This is a genomic window from Streptomyces sp. TLI_185, assembly GCF_003814765.1.
Classification (GTDB): Bacteria; Actinomycetota; Actinomycetes; order Streptomycetales; family Streptomycetaceae; genus Streptomyces.
The window spans coordinates 927611-950858 of sequence record NZ_RKRB01000001.1 but is presented as its reverse complement, the minus strand read 5'-3'; the positions used below and the strand labels follow the sequence as shown (position 1 = coordinate 950858).

Annotated in this window: 21 protein-coding genes; 16 read left to right on the top strand and 5 right to left on the bottom strand. The window is 70.3% G+C overall.

Going from position 1 to position 23248, the window contains the following annotated elements; genetic code table 11:
• Window positions 1–37 precede the first annotated feature (37 nt).
• On the top strand, window positions 38–331 hold the full coding sequence (locus EDD92_RS04410; RefSeq protein ID WP_123963081.1) for a hypothetical protein: 294 nt from the start codon (window positions 38–40) through the stop codon (window positions 329–331).
• Window positions 332–910: 579 nt separating this feature from the next.
• Here EDD92_RS04410 and EDD92_RS04405 read toward each other — a convergent pair.
• Genes EDD92_RS04405 through EDD92_RS04390 form a run of 4 tightly spaced genes read right to left on the bottom strand, consistent with a single transcriptional unit; the run spans window position 911 to window position 5080 of the window.
• Entirely contained in the window at window positions 911–1942 is a 1032-nt protein-coding gene (locus EDD92_RS04405; RefSeq protein WP_123963080.1) for a LacI family DNA-binding transcriptional regulator, read from the bottom strand.
• Entirely contained in the window at window positions 1939–2844 is a 906-nt protein-coding gene (locus tag EDD92_RS04400) for a carbohydrate ABC transporter permease (protein WP_123963079.1), read from the bottom strand. The genes EDD92_RS04405 and EDD92_RS04400 overlap by 4 nt, the downstream gene beginning before the upstream one ends.
• On the bottom strand, window positions 2841–3764 hold the full coding sequence (locus EDD92_RS04395) for a carbohydrate ABC transporter permease (RefSeq protein WP_123963078.1): 924 nt from the start codon (window positions 3762–3764) through the stop codon (window positions 2841–2843). The genes EDD92_RS04400 and EDD92_RS04395 overlap by 4 nt, the downstream gene beginning before the upstream one ends.
• Complete coding sequence (locus EDD92_RS04390; protein ID WP_123963077.1) at window positions 3761–5080, bottom strand: ABC transporter substrate-binding protein; 1320 nt, start codon at window positions 5078–5080, stop codon at window positions 3761–3763. Before EDD92_RS04390 ends, EDD92_RS04395 begins: the two co-directional genes overlap by 4 nt.
• 229 nt (window positions 5081–5309) lie before the next feature.
• Here EDD92_RS04390 and EDD92_RS04385 point away from each other — a divergent pair, with 229 nt between their 5' ends.
• Both EDD92_RS04385 and EDD92_RS04380 read left to right on the top strand, forming a co-directional pair.
• Complete coding sequence (locus tag EDD92_RS04385; RefSeq protein ID WP_123963076.1) at window positions 5310–7331, top strand: beta-galactosidase; 2022 nt, start codon at window positions 5310–5312, stop codon at window positions 7329–7331.
• A gap of 130 nt (window positions 7332–7461) precedes the next feature.
• Entirely contained in the window at window positions 7462–9030 is a 1569-nt protein-coding gene (locus EDD92_RS04380; protein WP_123963075.1) for an arabinogalactan endo-1,4-beta-galactosidase, read from the top strand.
• A gap of 58 nt (window positions 9031–9088) precedes the next feature.
• Here the strand turns inward: EDD92_RS04380 and EDD92_RS04375 are convergent, their stop codons facing one another.
• On the bottom strand, window positions 9089–9931 hold the full coding sequence (locus EDD92_RS04375) for a ribonuclease BN (protein WP_123963074.1): 843 nt from the start codon (window positions 9929–9931) through the stop codon (window positions 9089–9091).
• Between the two features lie 153 nt (window positions 9932–10084).
• Between EDD92_RS04375 and EDD92_RS04370 the strand changes: the two genes are divergently transcribed.
• The 13 genes from EDD92_RS04370 to EDD92_RS50865 all read left to right on the top strand — a co-directional run bounded on the left by EDD92_RS04370 (window position 10085) and on the right by EDD92_RS50865 (window position 23166).
• Complete coding sequence (locus tag EDD92_RS04370; protein WP_123970261.1) at window positions 10085–11047, top strand: SMP-30/gluconolactonase/LRE family protein; 963 nt, start codon at window positions 10085–10087, stop codon at window positions 11045–11047.
• A gap of 170 nt (window positions 11048–11217) precedes the next feature.
• On the top strand, window positions 11218–11679 hold the full coding sequence (gene crcB, locus EDD92_RS04365; protein WP_123963073.1) for a fluoride efflux transporter CrcB: 462 nt from the start codon (window positions 11218–11220) through the stop codon (window positions 11677–11679).
• A complete protein-coding gene (locus EDD92_RS04360) occupies window positions 11676–12056 on the top strand; it encodes a DUF190 domain-containing protein (RefSeq protein ID WP_123963072.1) in 381 nt (126 codons plus the stop codon). The genes crcB (EDD92_RS04365) and EDD92_RS04360 overlap by 4 nt, the downstream gene beginning before the upstream one ends.
• Window positions 12053–12427, top strand: coding sequence for a fluoride efflux transporter CrcB (crcB, locus tag EDD92_RS04355; protein ID WP_123963071.1), 375 nt, complete (start codon window positions 12053–12055; stop codon window positions 12425–12427). Before EDD92_RS04360 ends, crcB (EDD92_RS04355) begins: the two co-directional genes overlap by 4 nt.
• Window positions 12428–12500: 73 nt before the next feature.
• Entirely contained in the window at window positions 12501–13337 is an 837-nt protein-coding gene (locus EDD92_RS04350) for an undecaprenyl-diphosphate phosphatase (protein WP_123963070.1), read from the top strand.
• 178 nt (window positions 13338–13515) lie between these two features.
• The gene (locus tag EDD92_RS04345) at window positions 13516–14169 is read left to right on the top strand and encodes a TOPRIM nucleotidyl transferase/hydrolase domain-containing protein (protein ID WP_123963069.1); all 654 of its coding nucleotides are present in this window, start codon (window positions 13516–13518) and stop codon (window positions 14167–14169) included.
• 238 nt (window positions 14170–14407) lie between these two features.
• The gene (locus EDD92_RS04340; protein WP_030926741.1) at window positions 14408–15085 is read left to right on the top strand and encodes a FadR/GntR family transcriptional regulator; all 678 of its coding nucleotides are present in this window, start codon (window positions 14408–14410) and stop codon (window positions 15083–15085) included.
• Window positions 15082–16536: an amino acid permease gene (locus EDD92_RS04335; protein ID WP_123963068.1), complete on the top strand. Its 1455-nt coding sequence runs from the start codon at window positions 15082–15084 to the stop codon at window positions 16534–16536. Before EDD92_RS04340 ends, EDD92_RS04335 begins: the two co-directional genes overlap by 4 nt.
• Before the next feature lie 31 nt (window positions 16537–16567).
• Entirely contained in the window at window positions 16568–17584 is a 1017-nt protein-coding gene (locus EDD92_RS04330; protein WP_123963067.1) for an asparaginase, read from the top strand.
• Window positions 17585–17847: 263 nt separating this feature from the next.
• Entirely contained in the window at window positions 17848–19260 is a 1413-nt protein-coding gene (gene aspA, locus EDD92_RS04325) for an aspartate ammonia-lyase (protein WP_123963066.1), read from the top strand.
• 45 nt (window positions 19261–19305) lie between these two features.
• Window positions 19306–20235, top strand: coding sequence for a glutaminase (locus EDD92_RS04320; RefSeq protein ID WP_399181833.1), 930 nt, complete (start codon window positions 19306–19308; stop codon window positions 20233–20235).
• Window positions 20236–20428: 193 nt separating this feature from the next.
• Window positions 20429–21823 (top strand): polyprenol phosphomannose-dependent alpha 1,6 mannosyltransferase MptB, encoded by a 1395-nt coding sequence (gene mptB, locus EDD92_RS04315; protein ID WP_123963064.1) that lies wholly within the window; start codon window positions 20429–20431, stop codon window positions 21821–21823.
• Window positions 21820–23166, top strand: a complete 1347-nt coding sequence (locus EDD92_RS50865) for a glycosyltransferase 87 family protein (protein ID WP_123963063.1) — start codon at window positions 21820–21822, stop codon at window positions 23164–23166. The genes mptB and EDD92_RS50865 overlap by 4 nt, the downstream gene beginning before the upstream one ends.
• Window positions 23167–23248 lie beyond the last annotated feature (82 nt).

The window sequence follows — 23248 nt, the reverse complement described above, 5'->3', positions numbered from 1 at the left end:
TGAAGCCAGCGCGGATGTCGAGCGCCTCGCGGAGCGGATGAGCGTGATTCTGCACACTCCGTTCAACCAGACCACCAGGACCGAGGCCCGTGCCTTCGATCCGTGGACCATCGCGGCGGTGCTGCGGACCGACGCGCGCACCGAGGCCCAGCGCAAGGCGGAGCAGGTGCTCCTCGGTCCGAACGCGCAGCCCGGCGTAAGGGAGTTGGTGGAGGCGGTGTCCCGGATGGCGCTGGGCGCGGGACAGCTGCTCACGATCAACGCCGCCAATCCGCTGGTCCAGCGCCTGGCAGCGCTGCAGGAGGCGGCGGACGAGAAGGTCAGCAGCTGATGCTGGCGCTCTACCACAGCGCGGCCCTGGCGACCGGGCAGATGATCACTGCGCAGGCGGCGCAGAGCGGCGTCGTGGGCCCTCGAAGCGCTCGTGTCGCCCCAACAACCTGCCGACCGCGCCGGTGCCACCGATCTCGCTGTCTATGCCCTCCTGCTCGAGGAACCGCAGGGAGATCCTTGCCTGCCCGGCGCACTGGGCGCGTCTGCGGCTGAAGCAGCAGACCGACGACGGCGTACGGACGGTCGGGGACCGTTACAACCGGCACCACGTCCTCGTCTGCCCCGAACTCACGAGCCTTTGCGACGCGGCCGGCATGGCCCCGCTTGACCACGCCTACGACCGACAGCCCGACCCCCGACCGACCTCGACCGGATCCGCCTGCCGGACGAGATCGGCAAGCGGCTGGCCGTGCTCCACGAGGCGTGCGGCGCAGCGCTCAGCCACGCCCGGCAGGCGGACACCCGCCTCGGCTGTACCCGGCGGCAGCAAGAAATCGCCGACCTGAGAGACCGCGGTGAACGTATAGCCCAAGCCCTGTGGCACCGGGACCGCCCCCACGGACCGGCCCCGGTCACCTCACGTCGACTCCCGCTTCACCAGCTCCGTCGGCAGAATCACCGCCGCCGGGTCCTCGCCGCCGATCTGGGCCAGCAGTACCCGTACCATCTCGGAGCTGATGCGGTCGTAGGGCTGGCGGATCGTGGTGAGGGCGGGGGTGGCCTCCGTCGCCGCGATGGAGTCGTCGAAGCCGCCCACCGACACGTCCTCGGGCACTCGTCGGCCCGCACGGCGCAGCGCCGTCAGCGCGCCCTGTGCCATCAGGTCGGAGGCCACGAACACGGCGTCCATGTCCGGGGCCTGCGCCAGCAGCCGTTCGCAGCCCGCCTCGCCGCTGGCCCGGCTGTAGTCGCCGGAGACGATGAGCCGCTCGTCGATCTCGATGCTCGCTTCCGTGAGCACCTCCTTGTAGCCGGCGAGGCGATCGACTCCGCCCGGGGTGTCCAGCGGGCCGCTCACCATGCCGATCCGGCGGCGCCCCCGAGACAGCAGGTGGCGCACCATGTCACGGGCGCCGTCCCGGTCGTCCGCGGCCACATAACTCACCTTGGAGCCGAGCCCCATGGGCTTGCCGCACTGGACGAGGGGCACCCCCGCCTCGCGCAGCTGCTCCGCGACCGGGTCCCCGGAGTGGCTGGAGACCAGCAGCACCCCGTCGACGTGCCCGGCCGTGATGTACCGGGTAATGCGCCGCCGTTCGTCCTCGGTGCCCGCCAGCATCAGCAGCAGCGGGATGTCGTGCGCGGCCAGCGCCTGGGTGCACGCGCTCAGCAGGACGTTGAAGTTGGGGTCTTCGAAGAACCGCTCCTGAGGCTCCGTCAGCAGGAAGCCGACCGAGTCCGAACGTCCGGTGATCAGCGAGCGGGCGTGCCGGTTGACGACATAACCCGTCTTGCGGATCGCGGCGTTGACCGCCTCCTGGGCGGACGGGCTGACATAGTGCCCGCCGTTGAGCACCCGTGAGACGGTGCCCCGTGAGACACCCGCCTCGCGGGCCACGTCGTGGATCGTCGGCGGTCTGCGTCGGCCCCCCGTGTTGCTCATGGTCATGACTTTACGGCTCCGGAGAGCAGATCGAGGCTCCAGAAGCGCTGGATGACCAGGAACAGCGCGATCAGCGGGAGTACCGCGAGGAACGCACCCGTGATCACCAGGGTGTAGAGCGCAGGCTGGTTCGATCCCTGTTCCAGGAGTGTGTACAGGCCGAGCGTGATCGGGAACTTCTCGTCGTCGCTGAGCATGATGTACGGCAGCAGGAAGTTGTTCCAGATCGCCACGAACTGGAACAGGAACACCGTCACCAGGCCGGGCACCATCATCGGCAGCGCGACCCGGGTGAAGATGCGCCACTCGCTCGCCCCGTCCATCCGCCCGGCCTCCACCACATCACCCGGGACGGCCGCGGCCGCGTAGATGCGGGCGAGGTAGACGCCGTACGGGGAGAGGATCTGCGGCAGCATCACGGACAGGTAGGAGTCCGTGAGATCCGCCTTCGCCAGCAGCAGGTACTGCGGGATGGCGAGGATGATCGGCGGCATCAGCACGCCCGCGAGCAGGATGTTGAACATCGTCTCGCGGCCGCGGAAGCGGTACATGGCGAGGGCGTAACCGCTGAAGGACGACACCACTGTGGACAACAGGGCGCCGAGACCGGCGTACAGGGCGGAGTTGTCCATCCACTTCCAGTACACGCCGTCGCGATAGGTGCCCAGCTGCTTGATGTTGTCCGCGAAGCCGGTGCCCGGCAGGAACGTGAACGTGGAGAACAGCTCACGCCCGGACTTGGTGGACGCGATGATCACCCACGCCACCGGCAGCAGCGTGTAGACCGCGCCGAGCACCAGCGTGATCGTCGGGACCAGTGCGATACGGCGGCGCAGTGGCGGACGGCCCTGGGCGGCACCGGTGGTGCCGGCCGCCGACGGGGCCTTGTGGACGGCAAGAGAACTCATCGTGCTGCCTCCTGCTTCTGGCGACGGTTCGCGGCCCGCAGGAAGCCGAATGACAGGACGAGCGTGGCGAGGGCGATGATCACGGCCTCGGCGGCGGCCTGGTAGATGTCCCCCTTGCGGAACGCGTCCTGGTACACGTTCATCAGCGGACTCCACGTCAGCGGCAGGGAGTTGGTCAGCGGCTTGAGGGTGGTCGGTTCGTTGAACACCTGGAGCGTCGCGATGATCGAGAAGAAGAAGGTCAGCACCAGTGAGGGTGCCACCATCGGAATCTTGATCCTCAGGGCGATCTGCAGCGGGGTGGCGCCGTCCAGCTTCGCCGCCTCGTACACCTCGGCCGGGATGGCCTGCAGCGAGGTGTAGATGACGATCATGTTGAAGCCGGTGCCGCCCCAGACCGCGATGTTCGCCATGGCGAGATACAGCGGACCGCCGTCGAGGAGGTCGGGCTGCGGCATGTGCAGCTTCTCGAGCAGGTAGTAGAACGGGCTGACGTCCGGCAGGTACAAAAAGCCCCACATCAGGGCCGCCACCACGCCGGGGATGGCGTACGGCAGGAAGATCGCGAGCCGGGTGAACGGCGCGAACCGCACCTTGTCCGAGTCGAGCATCAGCGCGAACAGCAGGGCGAGGCCGAGCATCACCGGCACGACGATGCAGCCGTAGCCGAGGACGCGCAGAGCCCCGTGGCCCAGCTCGCTGTCGGTGAGAGTGTCGGTGTAGTTCTCCAGGCCGGCCCAGACCTCCTTGCGGGCGCCCGCGCCCAGGCCGAGCCCGGAGACGTGCACCTTGCGGAAGCTGAGGTAGACCGCGTAGCCGATGGGCAGCGCGAAGAACAGGGCGAAGAGGAGCGTGGCGGGGAGAAGGAAGGCGTACGGGGCCCCCTTGACCCCGTACGACCTCCGGCGTGCGGTGGTCACTCGGAGACCTCGAAGCCCTGCTTCTTGAGGTCGGCGACCGTGGCGTCCTGCATCTTGGCCAGGGCGGCCGTGAAGTCCGACTTGCTCTTGGCGGCGGCGCCGAAGGCGTCGTTGAAGGTCGTGTAGGCGACGTTCACGTTCGGGCCCCAGGCGGAGGGCGCCGTGGTCTTCGCGATCGCGGCGGCCTTGGTGTAGAAGTCCGACTGGTTGGAGAAGTAGGCCGGCGGTTGGGCGAAGGCGCCGCTGGTCTGGGCGTTGGTGGCGGCCGGGTAGATGCCGCTCTCCTTGGCCAGCGCCTGCAGCGCGGAGCCGTCGGTGTTCAGCCAGGCGGCGAACTCGGCGGCGGCCGCCTGGTGGGCGGAGTCCGTGGTGACGGCGGTGGAGGAGCCGCCCCAGCTGCCGGTGACGTTGTCGCCCGCGGACCACTGGGGGAGCGGGGCCATGGCCCACTTGCCCTTGGTCTCGGGCGCGGCCGTGGTCAGCGTGCCCGGCGCCCACACGGCGGAGACCCAGGCGATCTGCTTGCCGGTGTTGAGGGCCTTGTTCCAGGCAGGGGTGTACATCGGCTGGTTGTCGACGGCGCCCTCCTTGACCAGGCCGCCCCAGAAGCCGGCGACCTTCTTGGTGGCCGCGTCGTCGATGCCGACCTTCCACTTGTCGCCGGAGGTCGTCCACCACTTGGCGCCGGCCTGCTGGGCGAGGCCCGCGAAGAGGCCGGAGTCATTGGCGGAGAAGGTGGTGAGGTCCATGTCCGGCGCCTTCTTCTTCAGCGCGCGGGCCGTCGCGGCGAACTGCTCCCAGGTGGTGGGGACCGTCAGGCCGTACTTCTTGAACAGGTCCTGGCGGTAGTAGAACATCATCGGCCCGATGTCCTGCGGGATCGCGTAGACCGCGTCCGTGCCCAGGGTGGTCTGCTGCCACACGCCGTCGGCGAACTTGCTCTTGGTGTCGCCGACGTCCTTCGATATGTCGGCCAGCGCGTCATTGCTGACCAGCGTCGGCAGCGCCTGGTACTCGGCCTGCACCAGGTCGGGGGCCTTCTTCGCCTTGTGCGCCGTGAGGATCTTGGTGATCAGCGAGTCGCCGGACGCCTGCTTCTTCACCGTGACCGTGATCTGGTCCTTCTTGCCCGGACCCTTGTTCCACAGGTCCACGACCTTGTCCATGCCGGGCGTCCAGGTCCAGTACGTCAGCGAGACCGGACCGGACTCGGTCTTGCTGTCCGAGTCGGACGAGCCACAGGCGGCGAGGGCGGTGGCGCCGAGGGCGACGGCGATGGTGGATGCCACGAGGCGAGTGCGCTTCGTGTTGGGCATGGATCTCTCCCCTGACCTGGGTCCCCGCCTGGTGCGGAAACCTGCCATGCGAATCACTTGAGCCGGGTTCTCGCCCGTCGCGAGGACCTGAGATGCTCTCTGTGAGCGTTCACAGTAGAGAAACATCCCGGACACTTGTCAATGGTTGTTGCTGTGCGGTTATGTTGGGCTCATACCGCCGCCGCTGTGTGTGCACGTTCCCAAATGATCGATAAAACGGGAGAGATCCATGCCGGAGACCAGCCCCAGAGGCCTCACCAGGCTCGCCTTCGGTGGGGACTACAACCCCGAGCAGTGGCCGGAAAGCGTCTGGCACGAGGACGTCCGGCTGATGCGGGAGGCCGGCGTCACCATGGTGAGCGTCGGGATCTTCTCCTGGGCGCTGCTGGAGCCCTCACCCGGGGTGTACGACTTCGGCTGGCTCGACCGCCTGCTCGACCTGCTGCACGAGAACGGCATACGCGCCGACCTGGGCACCCCCACCGTGTGCCCGCCGGTCTGGTTCTACCGGGCCCACCCGGAGGCCCTCCCCGTGACCCCCGAGGGCGTGCGCCACGAGTTCGGCTCCCGCGCTGCCATCTGTCACAGCAACGCCGACTACCGCGCGGCCGCCGCCGGCATCACCACCCGGCTCGCCGAGCGCTACGGCGACCACCCTGCCCTGGCGATGTGGCACGTGCACAACGAGTACGGCGTCCCCGTCTCGGCCTGCTACTGCGACTCCTGCGCGGCCCACTTCCGCCGCTGGCTCGCCTCGACGTACGACACGGTCGAAGCCGTCAACGAGGCCTGGGGCACGGCCTTCTGGGGCCAGCGCTACACCGACTTCGAGCAGATCAACCCGCCCCGCTCCACCCCGACGGCCGTCAACCCGGCCCAGGCGCTGGACTACAAGCGCTTCGCCGACGCCACCATGCGCGAGAACTTCCGTATGGAGCGGGACATCCTGCACCGCCTCTCGCCCGGCGTCCCGGTGACGACGAACTTCATGACCGCCCTCAGCCAGTGCGACTCCGTCGACTACTGGGCCTGGGGCCGTGAGGTCGACCTCGTCACCAACGACCACTATCTGATCACCGACGGCCGCCGCACCCACGTCAACCTCGCGATGGCCGCCGACCTCACCCGCTCCGTCGCCGGCGGAGCCCCCTGGCTGCTCCTGGAGCACTCCACCTCGGGCGTCAACTGGCAGCCCCGCAACCCCGCCAAGGCCCCCGGCCAGATGGCCCGCAACTCCCTCGCCCATGTGGCCCGCGGCTCCGACGGCGCCCTGTTCTTCCAGTGGCGCCAGTCCCGGCGCGGCGCCGAGAAGTTCCACTCGGCGATGCTCCCGCACGGCGGCACTCAGACCCGCGTCTGGCGCGAGGTCGTCGAACTGGGCGCCGCCCTCGACTCGTTGAGCCAGGTCCTCGGCACCCGCACCCGGGCCGATGTCGCCGTCCTGTGGGACTGGCACTCCTGGTGGGCGCAGAACCTCGACTGGCGCCCCAGCGAGGACCACGACGCGCGCGAACGCGCCGACGCCTTCTACGAGACCCTCTACGACCGCCACCTCACCGTCGACTTCGCCCATCCGGAAGCCGACTTGTCGGCCTATCCCCTTGTCGTCGTGCCCGCCCTGTACCTGATGACGGAGGCGGCCGGCAACAACCTCAAGGAGTACGTCGAAGGCGGCGGCACGCTTGTCGTCTCGTACTTCTCCGGCATCGTCGACGAGCACGACGCCGTCCACGAGGGCGCCTACCCGGGTGCGCTCAGGGACGTGCTCGGCCTGACGGTCGAGGAGTTCTCGCCGCTGCTGCAGGGCCGGTCGGTGCGTCTGAGCGGCCCGGACGGCTCCGAGCTCAGCGGCGACGTGTGGACGGAGTTCGTCGTCCCGCGCGGCGCCGAGACCGTGTGGACGTACGCCGACGGCCTGACCGTGGGCCACCCGGCCGTCACCCGCCACCGCCTCGGCGAGGGCACCGCCTGGTACGTCTCCACCCGCCTGGGCGCCGAGGGCCTGGACGCCCTGCTCGGCTGGGCGATCGAGGACGCGCGTGTCACCCCGCGCGCCGACCTGCCACGCGACGTCGAGGTCGTCCGCCGCACCGGCGAGTCGGGCAGCTATCTGTTCGCGGTCAACCACTCCGCGTCGGACGCCAAGGTGCCGCTGGAGACGCACGGCACCGAGCTGCTGACCGGTGAACGCGCCGCGGGCCGCCTCGAAGTCCCCGCGGGAGCCGTCCGGGTCGTACGCCTCGACGGCTGAGCCGACTCCCCTCCGTCCGCGTGTGCCACGAGAGCCGCGGGCGGAGGGGCCCTCCTTCCGCACCCACCGGAGGGACCCCCATCCTCAGGGATCTCCCCATCCCCATTCGTCGAAGGGACGACGGACGACGATGTTCCATCCCAGACGCACCCTCAGAGCCCTGCTGATGCCGCTGGTGGCCGGGCTCGCCCTGGTCGCCCTGCCCGCACCCAGCGCGCAGGCGGCCGGCACCCTGACCAACGGCGGCTTCGAGTCCGACGGCACCGGCACCGCCACGCCGGCCGGCTGGTCGACGTACTCGGCAGCCGGCCAGAACTCCGCCTCGTACACCGAGTCCGGTGGCCACAGCGGCAGCTACCGTCTGTCCCACTACTCCGCCTCGGCCTACAAGGTCGAGACGTACCAGTACCTGTCGGGGCTGACCAACGGCGCCTACACCCTCACCGCCTGGACCCGCTCCAGCGGCGGGCAGAACTCCGCCTACATAGCCCTGAAGAACTGCGGCAGTTCCGACCAGCGCACCGATCTTCCGGTGTCCACGAGCAGCTGGATCCGCATCGTCACGTCGATCAATGTGACCAACAACCAGTGCACGATCAGCATCAACAGTGACGCGAACGCCGGCAACTGGATCAATGTTGACGACCTGACCTTCGCGTCCGGCTCCACGGGCCTGTCCATCAAGGGTGCCGACATCTCCTCCCTGGCCAAGAGCGAGGCCCTCGGCGGCGTCTACAGGACCAGCTCCGGCACGACCGGCGACGCGGTCACCATCCTCAAGAACACGGGCATGAACTACGCGCGCCTGAAGGTGTGGGTCAACCCCGCCGACGGCTACAACAACAAGACGCGCGTGCTGGCCATGGCCAAGCGCATCAAGGCGGCCGGCATGAAGCTGCTGGTCGACTTCCACTACTCGGACACCTGGGCCGACCCGGGAGCCCAGAGCAAGCCCGCCGCCTGGTCGGGGCACAGCTACAGCCAGCTGAAGACGGACGTGTACAACCACACGTACGACGTGCTGAGCGCGCTCAAGGCCCAGGGCACCGCCGCCGACATGGTCCAGGTCGGCAACGAGATCAACGGCGGCATGTTGTGGTCCGAGGGCTCCACGGACAACTGGTCGCAGCTCGCCGGCCTGATCAACTCCGGCTACAGCGCGGTCAAGGCCGTCTCCTCCGGCACCCAGGTCGCGCTGCACCTCGCCAACGCCGGTGACGACTCCACGGTCCGCTGGTGGTTCGACAGCGCCAAGACGTACAACATCAACTACGACGTGATCGGCCTGTCGTACTACGGCTACTGGCACGGCTCGCTGGCCGCCGCGCAGACCACCCTGGACGACGTGGTCTCCCGCTACGGCAAGCCGGTGTTCATCGCCGAGACGGCCTACCCGTTCCGGCTGGACAGCAAGGACTCGCTCACCAACCAGATCGACACCACCGGCGAACTGGTCTCCGGCTACCCGGCCACCCAGGCGGGCCAGCTGGCCTGGATGAACGCCGTCGCGAACATCGTGGAGGCCGTCCCGGGCAACAAGGGCCTCGGCGTCTTCTACTGGGAGGCGACCTGGACCGCGGTCACCGGGAACGGCTGGGACCCGACCGACGCCACCTCCGGCAACGGCTGGGAGAACCAGGCCCTCTTCGACTACGACAACAAGGCCACCTCGGCCACGAGCTGGTTCAGCCACCGCTGAACCTGTGTGGAGAGGGCCCGGTCGCAGGGGAGCGGCCGGGTCCTCGCCCATGTTCCCGCTAGGAGCGCAGGGCCGAAGGCCCCTGTCCGCGGTCCGTCGGTGCCCGTGCCGCCCGGTCGGGCGGGTCCGGCGGCTCGTCGAGGTGTCCGAGCCACTCGCATATGAGCCGCCCCAGCAGCGCACCGCCGTAGACGACGAACCCCACTCCGACCAGCCAGGACTCCACCACCAGGACCGTGCCGACCGGGCCGTAGCTGATCGCGTTGGTGACCAGGAGCGGGGTGAAGACCAGATACGAGAAGCCGCGCAGGCCCACCAGGCCCGCCATCGTGGCGAGCGCACCGGGCAGCAGATACCGCCAGGGCACCTGGCGGCTGAGCAGGAAGTGCGGCGCCCACCAGAAGAACAGCACACCGACCCCCACGCTGAGCAGAATGCGGGGCGGGCCCTCCAGCACGGTCCGGGTCTGCACCTGTGCGTACAGGTACGCCATCAGCATGACCAGCCAGACCGCGTGCCGCCAGAGGTGGTGCCAGGGAGCGGCGGCCGTCCTCCAGATCCGCTCATAGCCGTTCTGCACGCTGGAGGCGAAGGACATGCCGAACAGTGCGAGCAGGGCCAGGCTCAGCGCGCTGGTGGTGCTGATCACCTTGCGGGTCGGGCCGAAGACATGCGCGAGCGCGTCGGCGGACCGGCCGTTCAGGGCCATGCCGTCCACCAGCCACAGCGCGAAGCCGCCGTGCCCGAACGGATCCGCCGCGGCCACCACGATCAGCAGCGGAGCCAGGGTGACCAGGGCGAGCGTCGCAAACCCCATGGCCCGGTGCATCAACTCCAGCTCTTTGCCGCGTCGGTGCAGCTCGGCGAACCCCAGCCGGTGCCAGGCGGCCAGCCGTGACATGGCACCACCCCTTCCTCCGGCCGGGGCTACCGGTGGTGGTGTCCTGAGTGGCCAGGAACGCGTCCCGGTAAACCTGATCGGGTGACCCGGCACCCGGTGGGCATCCCTACACATGCCAGCATGAACTGTCCCGACCTCGACGAGGAGGTTTTCATGGACCGTCCCAGTGAACTCGTTCCGCTCCGGTACGTCGCCATCGGCGGCCGTGGCCCCGAGGACGTCGTCGCCGACGCCCACGGCCGGGTGCTGACCGGAGTGGAGGACGGCCGCATCCTGCGCATCGACGGACTGGCCGAGCCCTCGGCCGCCCGCGTCGAGGTGCTCGCCGAAACCGGAGGCCGACCGCTAGGCCTCGAACTTCTCCCCGACGATGCCCTGTTGGTGTGCGACGCCGAACTCGGGCTGCTGCGCGTCGACCTCGGCGAGGGCATCGTGCGCATCCTCGCCGACTCGGTGGCGGGGGAGAGGCTGCGGTTCTGCAGCAATGCGGTCGCCCTGTCCGACGGCAGTGTCTGCTTCACCGTCTCCAGCCGCCGCTACCCGTTGGACCAGTGGATCGGCGACCTCGTCGAACACACCGGGACCGGCCGCCTGCTGCGCCTCGCCCCGGGCAGCGAGAGCCCGGAAGTGCTGCTGGAGGGGCTCCAGTTCGCCAACGGGCTGGCGCTGAGCGCTGATGAATCGTTCCTGGTCGTCGCCGAGACCGGCGCCCGCAGACTGACCCGCTACTGGCTCACCGGCGAGAAGTCCGGACGGAGCGAACCCTTCGTGGAGAACCTGCCGGGCATGCCCGACAATCTCTGGCGGGCCGGCCCGGACGGCCCGGTCTGGGTCTCCCTCGCCGGGCCCCGCGTGCCCCCGCTCGACCTGCTGCACCGCACCGCCCCCGCCGTCCGCGGCGCCGCCGCCCGCATCGCCGTCCGTGCCCCCTTCCGCCCCACCGGCACCATCGGCGTCCTCGCGGTCGACGACCAGGGGACGATCGTCCACCACCTCGCCCGCCGGCACTCCGGCTACCGCATGGTGACCAGCGTCTGCGAGGCCGCCGGCCACCTGGTCCTCGGCTCCCTGTGGGAGCGGGGCATCGCGGTGTGCGAGCGACCGGCCCCGAAGTGACCCGGGTCAGGGCCGGGCGCTACCCTGTTGCCCGGCCGCGAGCACCCCTCGCGGCGCGGCGGTGGGGCCCGCCGTACCCGAACCGCGGCAGTGGTGCCGCCAACGGTCCCTACTTGCGAAGGAGCGGCGCCCGCATGCCCCGGGCCCCGGCGAGTAGGAGACGTACGACCATGACAGCCCCGGACGCCGAGAGCCTCCGCGCCCGCCCCCACACCCCGCGACCGCCCGCCTGGCGCACCCAGGCCCCCGTCGTCGCGGTGGTCGCGCTCGGCGGCGCCCTCGGCGCCACCGCCCGCTACGCCCTGTCCCTGTGGTGGCCCACCCAGCCCGGCGGATTCCCCTGGGCGACCTTCTGGACCAACGTCGTCGGCTGCGCCGTGATCGGTGTGTTCATGGTCGTCATCACCGACGTATGGGCCGCCCACCGCCTCGTACGCCCCTTCTTCGGCACCGGCGTGCTCGGCGGCTTCACCACCTTCTCCACCTACGCCGTCGACATCCAGAAGCTGGTCGACGCTGGCCACCCGCGCACCGGGCTGGCCTACCTCGCCGCGACCCTGCTCGCGGCGCTCACGGCGGTGTGGCTCGCGGTCACCGCGGCCCGCCGCGTCCTGAAGTGGAGGCAGCCATGACGAGGCTGACCGGCAGCGCCCTGCGCGTGACCGTCTTCATCGGCGAGAACGACACCTGGCACCACAAGCCCCTCTACTCGGAGATCGTGCACCGCGCCCACGCGGCGGGCCTCGCCGGCGCCAGCGTCTTCCGCGGTATCGAGGGCTTCGGCGCCTCCTCCATGATCCACACCTCGCGGCTGCTGTCGCTGAGTGAGGACCTGCCCGTCGCGATCGTCATCGTCGACACCGAGGAACGCGTCCGCGCCTTCCTGCCGCAGCTCGACGAGCTCGTCGGCGAGGGCCTGGTCATCCTCGACGACTGCGAGGTCATCCGGTACGTCGGCCGCGAGGACAGCCCCGGCAAAACGGATATGAAGGGTAAGGAGTCGTTGTGAACTGGGTGTTGGTCGTCGCGGGCGCCATGGTCGGTGCCCCGCTGCGCTACCTCACCGACCGCGCGGTGCAGTCCCGCCACGACTCGGTCTTCCCCTGGGGTACCTTCGCGGTGAACGTCACCGGCTGCCTGATCCTCGGCCTGCTGACCGGCGCGGTGGCCGAGGTGGTCGCCGGTTCCCATCTGCAGCTGCTCCTCGGCACCGGCCTGTGCGGAGCCCTGACGACGTACTCGACCTTCTCCTACGAGACCCTGCGGCTGACCGAGACCGGGGCGGGGCTCTACGCTGCCGCCAACGTCGTCGGGAGCGTGACGGCAGGCCTCGGCGCGGCATTCGCCGGGGTGTCGATCGCCCAGGCCTTGTGGGGGTAGGCGACCGGCCTGACTCCCGCGCGTAGTAAGACTGTCTACAGCACTGTCGACCAACTCCTCAGAACTGGATCCCATGAGCGTCATCAACGTCGGTCAGGCCGCCGTCCTCGGAGTCGTGGAAGGGCTGACCGAGTTCCTTCCCGTTTCCTCCACCGGACATCTGAAGATCACCGAAGGGCTCATGAGCATCCCGGTCGACGACAAGGCCGTCGTCGGCTTCTCGGCCGTCATCCAGGTCGGCGCGATCGCAGCCGTGCTCCTGTACTTCTTCAAGGACATCGTGCGGATCGTCTCCGCCTGGGGCCGTGGCCTGGTCAACAAGGAAGAGCGCTACCACCACGACTACAAGTTCGCCTGGTGGGTGATCTACGCGACCATCCCGATCGTGGTCGTGGGCCTGGCCGCCAAGCCGCTCATCGAGGGCCCGCTCGCCTCGCTGTGGGTGGTCGCCGCCTCGCTGATCGTCGGCAGCGGCGTCATGTGGGCTGCGGACCAGATGGGCCGGCACAAGCGCGGTGAGGACGACACCACCTTCAAGGACGCGATGCTGGTCGGCGGCTCCCAGATCCTCGCCCTGCTCTTCCCCGGCTTCTCCCGCTCCGGCGCCACCATGTCCACCGCACTCATCCTCGACCTGGACCGCGTCGCCGCCACCCGCCTCTCCTTCTTCCTCGGCATCCCGGCGCTGACCGGCGCCGGCCTGTACGAGCTCAAGGACGCCCTGGGCACGGGCGTGGGCGCCGCGCCGCTCGCCGTCGGCACGATCGTCTCCTTCGTCGTCGCCTACGCCTCCATCGCCTGGCTGCTGAAGTTCGTCGCCAAGCACTCCTTCAACGCCTTCGTCGTCTACCGGATCATCGTCGGCGTGCTGCTGCTCGGTCTGCTCAGCACGGGTGGCCTCAGCAGCTGACGGCGGTCGCGGAAACGGGCGCCTCTCGGGGAGCCGGACAGCGTCGCGGACGAGCCCCTGGTGCGCGGCGATGCCGAGAAGGCGCCGTATCCGCTGATTTCTCGCACCCCGCCCCGGAAAAACGCGCGTGCGTACGGGATCTCCGCCGTGCCACGATGGCGCGGGGAAGCGAGGTCTCGTGGACGAGATGAGGCGATTTCGCAGGGCGCTGGTCGCGTGGGCGGCCGGGGGAGCGGGGGCGAGCGCGGCCGCCGAGGCGGCGCGGCATCTGGCCGGCGGTGTGCGGACGATCGTGCTCGTCGAGGGAAGCAGCGATCAGGCCGCCCTCGAAGCGCTGGCCGCGCGCCATGGCCGCGACCTCGGCACGCAGGGCGTTGCGGTGGTGCCGCTCGGAGGAGCGACGAACATCGGGCGTTTCCTGGACGTGTGCGGACCTGCGGGACTCGACCTTCCGCTGGCCGGCCTCTGCGACATCGGCGAGGAACGGCACTTCCGGCGCCATCTGGAGCGGGTCGGGCTCGGCTCCGGTCTCACCCGCGTCGGCCTTGAGGCACTCGGGTTCCACCTGTGCGTCGCCGACCTGGAGGACGAACTGATCCGCGCGCTCGGGGCCGAAGGCGTGCAGCAGGTGATCGAGGCACAGGGCGAGACGCGCCCCTTCCACACCTTCCAGGGCCAGCCGGCCCAGCGGAACCGGCCCGTGGAGCACCAGCTGCGGCGCTTCATGGGGACCCACAGCGGCCGCAAGGCGCTCTACGCGCAGGCACTGGTCGAGCATCTCGACCTCGAGCGGGTTCCCCGGCCGCTGGAGCGCCTGCTTGCGCGCGTCTGACACGGCTCGGCCGTCGGGGCCGTCCCTGCCTGAGGCGGCGGAGCGGCCTCCGTAATCCCGGCGGTGGCGAGAGCGCGGACGCGATGCCCGATCGGGAAGTCTGTTTTCAGGCGCCGCGCCCCATGAATTTCGCCTTTCGCTTCCCCCTTGACAGTTCCCGCCCGTCACCCGCAGGATCGCTCCCGTGAACCTGTCAGACAGCAAGACAGCCAGTCAGGGTCCGCGGCGCATCAGCGCCATGGAAGCGGTCCTGGCGCATCTGCGCGCCGCCATCGAGAACGGCGAGTACGCCGTGGGGGACAAGCTCCCCTCCGAGGCGGAGCTGTGCCGCACCCTCGAGGTCAGCCGGCCCGTGCTGCGCGAGGCCCTCAGGGCGCTGCAGACGATGGGCCTGACCGTCTCCAAGACGGGCAAGGGCACTTTCGTCGTGGCCAGCACCGTCGAGGACCCCACCTTCGGCGACTACGCGGCCAGCGACCTGCTGGAGGTGCGCCGCCACGTGGAGATCCCGGTGGCGGGCTACGCGGCCGTGCGCCGCACGCCCGAGGACCTCGACCACCTGGCGCACCTGCTGGAGCGCATGGAGCGGGAGACCGACACCACCTCGTGGGTCGCCCTCGACACACTGTTCCACCTAGCTGTCGCCCAGGCCGCCCAGAACCCGGTCTTCCGCCGGGTCATCGAGGAGATCCGCGACGCACTGGCGCGTCAGTCGGCCTTCCTCAACGAGCTGGGCGGACGCCGCGAGCAGTCCAACCGCGAGCACCGGGCGATCGTCGAGGCGCTGATGGACGGTTCCGAACTCGACGCGGTCGACGCCATGGCGCACCATCTCGACCGCGTCGAGACGACCCTCACCGACATCGTGCGCCCCGCGCGCACGGACATCCCCACGGAAGGCGGACCCGAGGCGTGAGCGAGCAGCACCTCAAAGACGAGACGCGCACACCGGCCGCACATGTCGACGCAGGCGACGCGGGCTACAGCAAGTCGCTGAAGTCCCGGCACGTCAACATGATCGCCATCGGCGGCGCGATAGGCACCGGTCTCTTCCTCGGCGCGGGCGGCCGTCTCGCCGACGCCGGCCCGTCCCTGTTCATCGCCTACGCGGTCTGCGGCATCTTCGCCTTCCTGGTCGTGCGCGCCCTCGGCGAACTCGTCCTGTACCGGCCCTCGTCCGGCGCCTTCGTCTCCTACGCCCGTGAGTTCCTGGGGGAGAAGGGCGCGTACACCGCGGGCTGGATGTACTTCCTGAACTGGGCGACCACCGGCATTGCCGACATCACCGCGGTGGCCACCTACACGCACTACTGGGGCATGTTCTCCGACATCCCTCAATGGTTGATCGCATTGATCGCCCTGGCCGTCGTCCTGACGGTCAACCTGATCTCCGTCAAGATCTTCGGTGAGCTGGAGTTCTGGTTCGCCATCGTCAAGGTCAGTGCACTCGTGATCTTCATGTGCATCGGCATCTTCCTGCTGGTCACCCAGCACCCCGTCGACGGCGCCCACCCCGGCCCGGCCCTGATCACCGACAACGGCGGCGTCTTCCCCAACGGCCTGCTGCCCATGCTGCTGATCATCCAGGGCGTCGTGTTCGCCTACGCCTCCGTCGAGCTGGTGGGCGTCGCCGCGGGTGAGACCCAGAACCCCGAGAAGATCATGCCGAAGGCGATCAACTCGATCATGTGGCGCGTCGGCCTCTTCTACGTCGGCTCGGTCGTCCTGCTCTCGATGCTGCTGCCCTGGAACAAGTACAGCGCCGCCGAGAGCCCCTTCGTGACCGTGCTGTCCCACATCGGCATCCCGGCCGCCGGCGGCGTGATGAACCTCGTCGTCCTCACGGCGGCCATGTCCTCGCTCAACTCGGGCCTGTACTCCACGGGGCGCATCCTGCGCTCCATGGCGATGTCCGGATCCGCCCCCAAGTTCACCTCGGTGATGAGCCGCAGCCAGGTCCCGTACGGCGGCATCCTGCTCACCAGCGGTATCTGTGTCCTGGGCGTCGGCCTCAACTTCGTCGTCCCGGCGGACGCCTTCGAGATCGTCCTGAACTTCGCGGCGATCGGCATCCTCTCCACCTGGGGCATGATCATGATCTGTCACCTCCTCTTCTGGCAGAAGACTCAGAAGGGCGAGCTGACCCGCCCCGGCTACCGACTGCCGGGGTCCCCCTGGACCGAACTCGTGACGCTGGCCTTCCTCGCCTCCGTCCTGGTCCTCATGTACGCCGACGGAGGCGCCGGCCGCACCACCGTGCTGTGCCTGCCGCTGATCGTCGGAGCCCTGGTCGGCGGATGGTTCGCCGTCCGCGGCCGGGTCGCACGCAAGTCCACGGAGAGCACATCGACCGGAGCCGGCGCGTGAGCCACGCGCCGCTCCCTGACAAGAGGCAGTGATGTTGAGCAGTTCCGTCGCGGTCGCACCCCTGATCCGCGAACCCCTCCACGCCCCCGTCGCCCACCTGATACGCGGCGGGGTCGTGGAGGGCATCCACTACGGCTCCGTCGTCGTCCTCGGCGCCGACGGGAAGGTCCAGCTCCAACTCGGCGACATCGAGGCCGCCTTCTACCCGCGCTCGGCCCTCAAGCCGGTCCAGGCCGTCTCCATGGTCCGCGCCGGGCTCCCGCTCGACGGCGAGCTCCTCTCGCTCACCGCGGCCAGCCACTCCGGCGAGGAACGCCACCTCGCCGGCACCCGGCGCATCCTGGAGCTCGCCGGCCTCACCGAGGACCATCTGCGCAACGTGACGGACATGCCGTTCGACCCGGTGGTCCGCGACGAGTGGATCCGTACGGGCCGTCTGCCCTCCCGGCTGGCCCATAACTGCTCCGGCAAGCACGCGGCCATGCTGTACACCTGCAAGCTCAACGGCTGGTCCCTCGACGGCTACCTCGACCCGGAGCACCCGCTCCAGCAGGCGATCGCCGAGATCGTCGAGGACCTCACCGGGCAGCGGATCGCCCAGGTCACCGTCGACGGGTGCGGTGCTCCTCTCTTCTCCATCTCCCTGCACGGCCTTGCCCGAGCCACCGCCCGCATCACCACGGCGGCCGAGGGCACTCCGGAGGCCCGGGTCGCGAACGCCATGCGCGAGCACGCCGAGATGGCCTCGGGCGCCGGCCGTGACGTCGCCGCCCTGATGCGGGCCGTCCCCGGGCTTCTCGCGAAGGACGGTTTCGAGGGCGTGGAGGTCGCCGCCCTGCCCGACGGCCGGGCGGTCGCCGTCAAGATCTCCGACGGCGCGAACCGGGCCCGGATCCCCGTCACGGCCGCCGCCCTCGCCCGGGCCGGCGTCGACCCCGCCCTCCTCACCCGGTTCGCGGGCGAACCCCTCCTCGGCGGAGGCGAACCGGTCGGCGCGGTCCGCCCGGCCCGCGCGCTGGAGCCCCTCACGGTCCGGGCCTGCGCCTGACACAGGCTCTGACGGCTCCGGTGGCCACCGAGTGTGCGCGGTGGCCACCGGCGGACCACCCGATCCGGTCGTGTGCCCGCCGGATCCACGCTGCCGGCACACCGACGACCGGCCCCCGAACCACCGGTCCCGTCACCACCGGGCCGGTGCCTCGACCGGCTCGGGCGGGCGTCACCCCGTACCGCCCGAGCCGGATCCACCCCGCCCCCGACGTTGCCGGCCACACCCACCCTCACCACCCTCAGAAAGAGGACCCGCACCTCATGACCGCCGCCGCCAGCCGCAGCGAACACGACCTGCTCGGAGACCGCGACGTCCCCGTCGACGCGTACTGGGGTGTCCACACCCTGCGCGCCACGGAGAACTTCCCCATCACGGGCACCCCGATCTCCGCCTACCCGCACCTGATCGACGCCCTCGCCGCCGTCAAGGAGGCCGCCGCCCTCGCCAATGAGGAACTCGGCCTGATGGAGCCGAAGAAGGCCGCCGCCATCGTGGAGGCCTGCCGGGAGATCCGTGACGGCAAGCTGCACGACCAGTTCGTCGTCGACGTCATCCAGGGCGGCGCGGGCACCTCGACCAACATGAACGCCAACGAGGTCGTCGCCAACCGGGCGCTGGAGCTGCTGGGGTTCGAGAAGGGCCAGTACCAGCACCTGCACCCCAATGAGGACGTCAACCTGGGCCAGTCGACCAATGACGTCTACCCGACCGCCGTCAAGATCGCGACGGTCTTCGCGGTCCGTGGACTGCTCAAGGCGATGTCCGTACTGCAGGACGCCTTCGCCCGCAAGGCCGTCGAATTCCGTGGCGTGCTCAAGATGGGCCGTACACAGTTGCAGGACGCGGTACCGATGACGCTCGGTCAAGAGTTCTCCGCATACGCCGTCATGATTGACGAGGACCGCAACCGCCTTGACGAGGCCGTCCAGTTGATCCATGAGATCAACCTCGGCGCCACGGCCATCGGCACCGGACTCAACGCCCCCGCCGGATACACCGAGTCGGCCCGCCGCCACCTCGCCGCCATCACCGGCCTGCCCCTGGTCACTGCCGCCAACCTGGTCGAAGCCACCCAGGACTGCGGTGCGTTCGTGCAGATGTCCGGCGTACTCAAGCGGATCGCCGTCAAGCTCTCCAAGAGCTGCAACGACCTGCGGCTGCTGTCCTCGGGGCCGCGGGCGGGTCTGGGTGAGATCAACCTGCCGCCGGTGCAGGCGGGTTCGTCGATCATGCCGGGCAAGGTCAACCCGGTGATTCCCGAGGTCGTCAACCAGGTCGCCTTCGAGGTGATCGGCAACGACGTCACCATCACCATGGCCGCCGAGGCCGGACAACTCCAGCTCAACGCCTTCGAGCCGATCATCCTGCACTCCCTGTCGGAGTCCGTCACGCACCTGCAGAGCGCCTGCCTGACGCTCGCCGAGCGGTGCGTCGACGGCATCACCGCCAACACCGAGGCACTGCGCGCGAGCGTGGAGAACTCCATCGGCCTGGTGACCGCCCTCAACCCGCACATCGGGTACACGGCCGCCACCGACATCGCCAAGGAAGCCCTCGTCACCGGCCGCGGGGTCGCCGAACTCGTCCTGGAGAAGGGCCTGTTGCCCGCCGAGCGACTCGCCGACCTGCTGCGCCCCGAGGTCCTCGCGGGCAGCGGCCCCGCCCTCGCCTGAGTCACGGCCGCGCGCCAGGACCGACCCGGAGGCACAATAGTGATCATGACAACGACGTCGTCCTACGCCTTCCAGCCGGTCCTGGAGCGCATCGCCGAGGAGATCGGTCGCACCCCAGGCCGCGGCCGCCCCGCCGACTACATCCCGGCACTCGCGGCCTGCGACCCGCGCCGCTTCGGCATGGCCGTCGCGGAACTGGACGGCACGGTGTACGGCGTGGGGGACTGGCGCGAGCCGTTCTCCACGCAGTCCCTCACCAAGGTCTTCACCCTCGCCCTCGACCTGGCCCGCGAGGGCGACGAGCTGTGGGAGCACGTCGGCCGCGAGCCCTCCGGCAATCCCTTCAACTCCCTGATCCAGCTGGAGTACGAGAACGGCATCCCGCGTAACCCGTTCATCAACGCGGGCGCCCTCGTCGTCACCGACCGCCTGCAGACCCGTACCGGCGACGCGGCGGGCGAACTGCTGACCTTTCTGCGCACGGAGAGCGGCAACCCGGCCCTGGACTTCGACAAGGACGTCGCCGCCTCCGAGGCCGCACACGGCGACCGCAACGCCGCCCTCGCCCATTTCATGGCCTCCTACGGCAACATCGACAACCCGATCCCGGTGCTCCTTGACCAGTACTTCCGCCAGTGCTCCCTCACCGCCTCCTGCGCCGACCTCGCCCTCGCCACCGGCTTCCTGGCCCGCCACGGCGTCTGCGCCGACGGCAGCAGACTGCTCACCCAGAGCCAGGCCAAGCAGGTCAACGCGGTGATGCTGACCTGCGGGACGTACGACGCGGCGGGCGAATTCGCCTACCGGGTGGGGCTGCCCGGCAAGAGCGGCGTCGGCGGCGGCATCATCGCGGTCGTGCCCGGCCGCTGCACCCTGTGCGTGTGGAGCCCGGGCCTCGACGAGCGCGGCAACTCGGTGGCGGGCGTAGCGGCACTGGACCGCTTCACGACTCTGACCGGCCTGTCGGTGTTCTGAACCGGCGGCTCGGTCCGTTCGAACGAGGGGTTCAGCCCAGGAACTCGGTCAGCAGCGGCACCAGCTGGGACGTGCGCCGGAAGTCATCGCTCCGGTCGTACGATCACGTGCCGGTCACACGCAGGCCCCCGCCCGGAAGGCGGCGCGTCAATTTCCGGCCACCCGGCGTTGACACGCTTTCCGAGTGTTGGCCATGGCTTTCCCCGTCGATCTCCGCCGCTGTCAGGTTCTGGGCCTGGCCGGCACCGCCTTCCTCGCCCTCGGAGGTGAGACGGCCGGCGCCCTGCCCGTGCGGGATCTCCTGTCCCCGGCGACCGCCCGCGCGGCGCTGGGCCTGGTCGGCGTGTACTTCGGCGTGGTGCTGCTGATCGCCGCCTGGATGCTGCTCGGGCGGCTCGTGCGCAGCGCCGACGCGCCCACCCCGCGCGAACTGCTGCTGGTGCTCGCCGTCTGGGCGGCCCCGCTGCTGCTCGCCCCGCCGCTGTTCAGCCGGGACGTCTACAGCTACCTCGCCCAGGGCGCCATGGTCGACGCCCACATGGACGTCTACGCATACGGGCCCGCCCAGCTCGGTGGCCCCCTCGCCGACGAGGTCGCCCCGCTGTGGCAGCACACCGGCGCCCCGTACGGCCCGGTGTTCCTCGCCGTCGCCTCCGCGCTGTCCGGCCTGACCCGCGGTGAACTCCCCGCCGGGCTGGTCGGGATGCGGTTGGTCGCGCTGCTCGGAGTGGCACTGATGGCGGCCGCCCTGCCCCGGCTCGCCCGGCACAGCGGCGCCGATCCGGCCGCCGCGCTCTGGCTCGGCGCCCTCAACCCGCTGGTGCTGCTCCACCTGGTCGCCGGCGCCCACAACGACGCCATCATGCTCGGCCTGCTGGGCGTCGGCCTGGTCGCGGCACTGGGCCGGTGGCCGGTCCTCGGAGCCGTACTCGTCACCCTCGCGGCCCTGGTCAAGGCGCCCGCCGTGCTCGGGCTCGCCGCGGTCGTCGTCCTCCAGGTGCGAGCCGGGCACCGTCCGGCGAAGGCCGTCCTGTCGACCGCCCTTGCCGCCGCGGCCACCACGGCCGCCGCAACAGCCCTCGCAGGCACGGGATACGGCTGGATAGGCGCTCTCGACACCCCCGTCTCCCCGCACAACTGGGCGTTGACCAGCCTCCTCGGCCGGGCCACCGGAGCCATGCTGGAACACCTCGGTAGCGACCTCGCGCCCCTCGCCCTGCCGGTCTGGCACCTGCTCGGCCTGGCGATCACCGCGCTGGTGATAGCGGCCATATGGTGGCGGCTGCGCCCCCGCCCGGTCTACGCCCTCGGCCTGAGCCTGGCCGCCGTGGCCGCCTTCGGCCCGGCGATCCGCCCCTGGTACGCCCTGTGGGGGCTGTTCCTCATCGCGGCCGCGGCACCCACCACCTCGGTACGGCACCGGGTGGCGGCCGTGACGGGCGTGCTCGCGCTCGCCACCCTGCCCAGCGGCGGCCCGGTCGACAGCGGGCAGCTGATGCTGGCCGTCTCCGGCGGGGCGCTGGCCGTGGTGGTCCTGTGGCAGGTCCACCAGGCGGCCCACGCACCCGCGCTCGGAGAAACCGTATGACCCTGCCCCGCACTGACCGCGGCCGACTGTTCCTGGTCCTCGCCCTCGCCGCCGCCGTCACCGCCTTCACCGCGACCGTGCCGCTGCTGCGCGACTGGTTCGACCTGCGCGTCTACCACGGCGCCGTCAACAGCTGGATCCACCACGGCGGACGGCTCTACGACTACCAGGTGCCGGGGACGACGTACGGCTTCACCTATCCGCCGTTCGCCGCCGTCAGCATGCTGCCCATGGCCCTCGTCGGCCTGCGCACGGCGATCGCCGGATCCTTCCTGTTCAACCTGGCGGCCCTGGCCTGGGTCCTGCACATCCTCACCGAGGGGGCATGGCGCCGCTACGGCTGGTTCGGATGCGCCCTGGGCGCCTGCCTGCTGGCCCTGTTCGAACCGCTCCGCGACACCTTCAGCTTCGGCCAGGTCAACCTCCTCCTCCTGGCCCTCGTCCTCACCGACGCCTGGCTGCTCACCACCGGGCGGGAACGCTGGGCAGGCGTCGGCATCGGCCTGGCGGCCGCGATCAAACTCACGCCGGCCCTCTTCATCGGCCTGCTTCTGCTGGCCGGCCGCCGGCGTGCCGCGGCGGTCGCGACGGCCGTCACCGCGGCGGCGACAGGACTCGCCGCCTGGGTGGCCCCGGACGCCTCCCGCTTCTACTGGACCGAGGCCCTGTGGGACACGAACCGGGTGGGCCGCCTCGACTACGTCTCCAACCAGTCGCTGCAGGGCATCCTGGCCCGGCTCGGCGTGGCGGACCGCGCGGTCTGGGCCGCGGCGGTCCTGGTGGTCCTCGGCGTCTGGGCGTGGCGCACCCGCCGGGCCGTCACCGCGGCCAACTGGCCGGCCGCCTTCGCCCTCACCGGCCTGACCGCCTGCCTCGTCAGCCCCATCACCTGGGTGCACCACCTGGTGTGGCTGCTGCCGTCCTTCGCGGTGCTGATCCGCGCCGGGCACCCACGCGTGGCCGGCGCCCTGTACGCGGTGCTGTGCACCAGCGTGGTGTGGCTGTGGTTCCACGACGCGTCCGGAGTGGACGGTTTCCTGGGCAGCAACATCTACACGTGGATCACTCTGGGGCTTCTGCTGTGGCTGCCGGTGGGTCAACTCCGCGCCGACAGCCCGCCCTTGCGCCGCAGCACCAGCGCCACCGTCCCCGCGCCGAATGCGACGGCACCCGAGATGACGCCCGCCGTCGGCCACCCCGACCCGCCGTCCGGCGCGACGGCCACGGGCGTGGCGCGCGGCCCCGGCCGGGGTCTGTCCAGCAGCGCGTCCAGCGAGCCCACCGGTTCGACACGCCCCGCGGCCTCGAACCCCCAGTCGAGCAGTTCGCGCGCCTCCTCGTAGACGGCGAAGCCACCGCCCGCCTGAGGGTTCATCACGGTGACCACGAGCGTGCGTCCGCCCCGGCGGGCGGCGGCGACGAGGG